The organism is Bacillus sp. C30 (assembly GCF_040838255.1).
In the GTDB taxonomy this organism is placed as follows: domain Bacteria; phylum Bacillota; class Bacilli; order Bacillales; family Bacillaceae_G; genus Bacillus_A; species Bacillus_A mycoides.
Genome location: NZ_JBFPJH010000335.1, coordinates 1 through 3400, shown reverse-complemented (window position 1 = coordinate 3400; position 3400 = coordinate 1). Strand labels below are relative to the sequence as shown.

Below are 3400 nucleotides of genomic sequence, written 5' to 3'. Positions count from 1 at the left end.
TAGTAGTATTACAGGGGATTTAGTTATTGTTACAATTCCTTTTTCAACAATGCGATTTGTAGAAGTAGATCCATTTGATTCGATATCTCATGCGAAGTGGAAAACAATTCGCGAATTGCATTATATGCCAGCTACAAAAATAGGAATTCAATTTAAAAGTCGTTTTTGGGAGGAACAAGGGCAATTAGGTGGGAGAATTATAACAGATCTTCCTATACGTTATGCGTATTATCCAAGCCATGGAATCGGAGAGAAAGGGCCTGCTATGATGTTAGGAAGCTATACATGGTCTTATGATGCGTTGTTATGGGATGGGTTATCAAAGGGGGATCGTATCTATTACACACTACAAAATTTAGCAACAATATTAGGTGGTCAAGTATATGATGAGTTCATGTCTGGAATATCAAAGAGTTGGACATTAGATCCATATGCGCTTGGAGGGTTTGCACTATTTCAAGCTGGCCAAGAATCAGAATTACAGCCAGTCATTGTAAAACCTGAGGGGAGAATATATTTTGCTGGTGATCATACAACGCTGTATCACGGATGGATTCAAGGTGCGATTGAATCTGGAGTTCGTGTAGCAATGGAAGTGAATGATCAAAAAGTTTAAAATTCAGAAATTTCTTTACTGTATAACTTGAGATGGATATTATTATATATAAAAGAATTATAGGGAGTGTTTACAGTGAATCCGTTATTATTCGATTTTCCTTCTGAATTTTATACTGACAGGCTTTTTATTCGAATGCCAAAACCAGGTGATGGTAAAGTTGTATATGACGCAAATTCAAGCTTCAATACAAGAATTAAAACCTTGGATGGTCTTTGCACAAAAAGAGCAAACAGAGGAAGAAATAGAAGAGAGTATTAGAAAATCGCATATTCAATTTTTGCAGCGTGAGGATTTGAGATTACTAGTTTTTTCGAACGAAACAGGTGAATTTATTGCATCTGCCGGATTACATCGTATTAATTGGGATATACCTCAATTTGAAATCGGGTATTGGATTGATTCAAGGTTTAGTGGAAAGGGCTATATGGTAGAGGCTGCAAAAGGTATAACAGATTATGCTTTCACTGAATTGAAAGCAAACCGCGTAGAAATTCGTTGTGATTCTCTAAATAAGAAGAGTAGAGCGATACCAGAGAAATTAGGCTTTAAATTAGAGGGTACTTTAGAAAGCGCGAGTGTTGCGGTAGATGGAAATGGATTAAGGGATATGTGTGTATTTGCAATGACGAGAAATACATATGAAAAAGAAGAGCTGTAAAGAAACAGCTCTTCTTTTTGTTTATTATGGTACAGGATGTCCATTAGAGCTTTCGAAAATTGTAAACCATTGTTGGCGGTCTAAGTTAACTTTTGTAGCAAGAGCGGCTGTTTTCACACGATCTAATTTACCAGAGCCAACAATGGGCATCATGTTAGCTGGATGAGCAAGTAACCATGCATACATAACAGTATCGATGCTAGTAACACCTAGTTCAGTAGCAACTTTTTGTAAAGTTTCACGTACACGTATGGCACGTTCTGATTGGCCAGTAAAGATTTCACCACCAGCAAGAGGTGACCAAATCATTGGATTGATTCGTTTTTCTTGGCATAAATCAATCGTACCTTTTTCAAAATGCTCCATTTGCATCGCAGATACTTCAATTTGATTTGTAATGAGCGGGAAATCTAAATATGAGCTTAACATATTAAATTGTGAAGGTAAAAAGTTAGATACACCGAAGTGGCGAACTTTGCCTTCTTGCTTTAAGCGTGAGAACGCTTCTGCCACTTCAGTTGGATCCATAAATGGATCTGGACGATGGATGAGCAATACATCAATATAATCTGTATGTAAGTTTTGTAATGAATCCTCCGCGCTCTTTATGATATGTTCAGCACTCGTATTGTAGTGAGCAACATATCGCTCTGGAAATTTAGGTGATGGGGGAGCGATTCCACATTTAGTGATGATTTGCATATTTTCGCGTAAGGAAGGCTTTAATTGTAACGCTTCTCCAAACAATCCTTCACACGTATACCCACCATAAATATCAGCGTGATCGAAAGTAGTAATCCCAAAATCCATACAGTCTTCAATAAAAGAAAGTAACTCTTGCTTTGGCATATTCCATTCTGCTAAACGCCAAAAACCTTGAATAATACGAGAAAATTCTAGCGTTTCGGCCATTTGAACTCGTTCCACTATAAGTACCCCCTATATGAATGAATAATATTTTTGAAAAGGCTTTCTTACTACGTATTATTATATAGTTACAGGGTCGTACATACAATAAATATGTTTTGCTACAAAAACGATTTTTTCTATATGCTATAATGTAGAAACATAGAGCTATAAGGAGATGTAAGGGATGATTCCAGTAACAATATTAACTGGTTTTCTTGGATCAGGGAAAACGACTTTATTAAATCGTATTTTATCAGAAAATCACGGTAAGAAATTAGCGGTGATTGTAAATGAAATCGGGCAAATTGGTATTGATAATCAATTGATTATGAATGTTGAAGAAGAAATTATGGAAATGACAAACGGTTGTTTATGCTGTACTGTGCGTGAAGATTTACTTGTTGCTTTAAAACAATTACTGGATGTGAAAGCAGAAGGGAAAATGGACTTTGATGGATTAGTAATTGAAACAACAGGTCTTGCAAATCCAGGTCCGATTATTCAAACTTTCTTTTTAGATCCAGTTATTCAATCTGCATATCAAATTAACGGTGTTGTAACAGTTGTAGATAGCTATCATATACATAAACATTTTGAAAAGGGACTAGAAGCAAAAGAACAAATTGCTTTTGCTGATGTTGTGTTAGTTAATAAATTAGATTTAATTGAAGAAAATGAGAAAGAAAATCTCTTGCATGAACTTCAAGGAATTAACCCGACTGCAAAGTTAATCGAGGCGACTAACTGTGAGGTAGATATTCCATCGTTATTACAAATTCAAACGTTTAAAACGAAAGATACGCTGCAAATTTACCCTCATACAGAACATAACCATCTAGAAGGTGTAAAATCGTTTGTACTACGTGAAGAACGTCCGTTAGATTTACAAAAATTGAATGAATGGATGTCAGCTGTCGTTCAGGAACTAGGGGAGCATTTATATCGCTACAAAGGAATTTTATCTATTGATGGGGTAGATAAACGTATTGTTTTCCAAGGTGTGCATACGTTATTTGCTGCTTCGTACGATAGAGAGTGGCAAGAGGGCGAAGAGCGAGTAAGCGAAGTAGTTTTCATCGGAAGAGATATTAATAAAGAATGGTTCCAAGAACATTTTGAAGAATGTGTGAAATAAGTCTGCGTAAATCGCAGGCTTATTTTTTATGAGCATTTTAATGAGATAATACTAGATTACAAAAATGAAGTAATAAGGG

The 3400-nt window shown here is 35.8% G+C and carries 3 protein-coding genes and 1 pseudogene; 3 read left to right on the top strand and 1 reads right to left on the bottom strand.

Annotation, left to right across the window (positions count from 1 at the left end):
* The coding region (locus AB3X49_RS19710) for a flavin monoamine oxidase family protein (RefSeq protein WP_367964212.1) at positions 1–616 on the top strand (616 nt) is incomplete at its 5' end.
* Positions 617–691: 75 nt separating this feature from the next.
* A pseudogene (locus AB3X49_RS19705) lies at positions 692–1277 on the top strand (GNAT family N-acetyltransferase).
* 24 nt (positions 1278–1301) lie between these two features.
* On the opposite strand, the gene AB3X49_RS19700 reads toward AB3X49_RS19705, so the two are convergent.
* Positions 1302–2204: an aldo/keto reductase gene (locus tag AB3X49_RS19700; RefSeq protein WP_367964210.1), complete on the bottom strand. Its 903-nt coding sequence runs from the start codon at positions 2202–2204 to the stop codon at positions 1302–1304.
* 166 nt (positions 2205–2370) lie between these two features.
* Here AB3X49_RS19700 and AB3X49_RS19695 point away from each other — a divergent pair, with 166 nt between their 5' ends.
* Positions 2371–3321, top strand: a complete 951-nt coding sequence (locus AB3X49_RS19695) for a CobW family GTP-binding protein (RefSeq protein ID WP_002168586.1) — start codon at positions 2371–2373, stop codon at positions 3319–3321.
* Positions 3322–3400: the final 79 nt, after the last annotated feature.

Coding starts and splice junctions, on each gene's coding strand:
- AB3X49_RS19695 (WP_002168586.1), top strand. CDS start 2,371: ATGATTCCAGTAACAATATTAACTGGTTTTCTTGGATCAGGGAAAACG.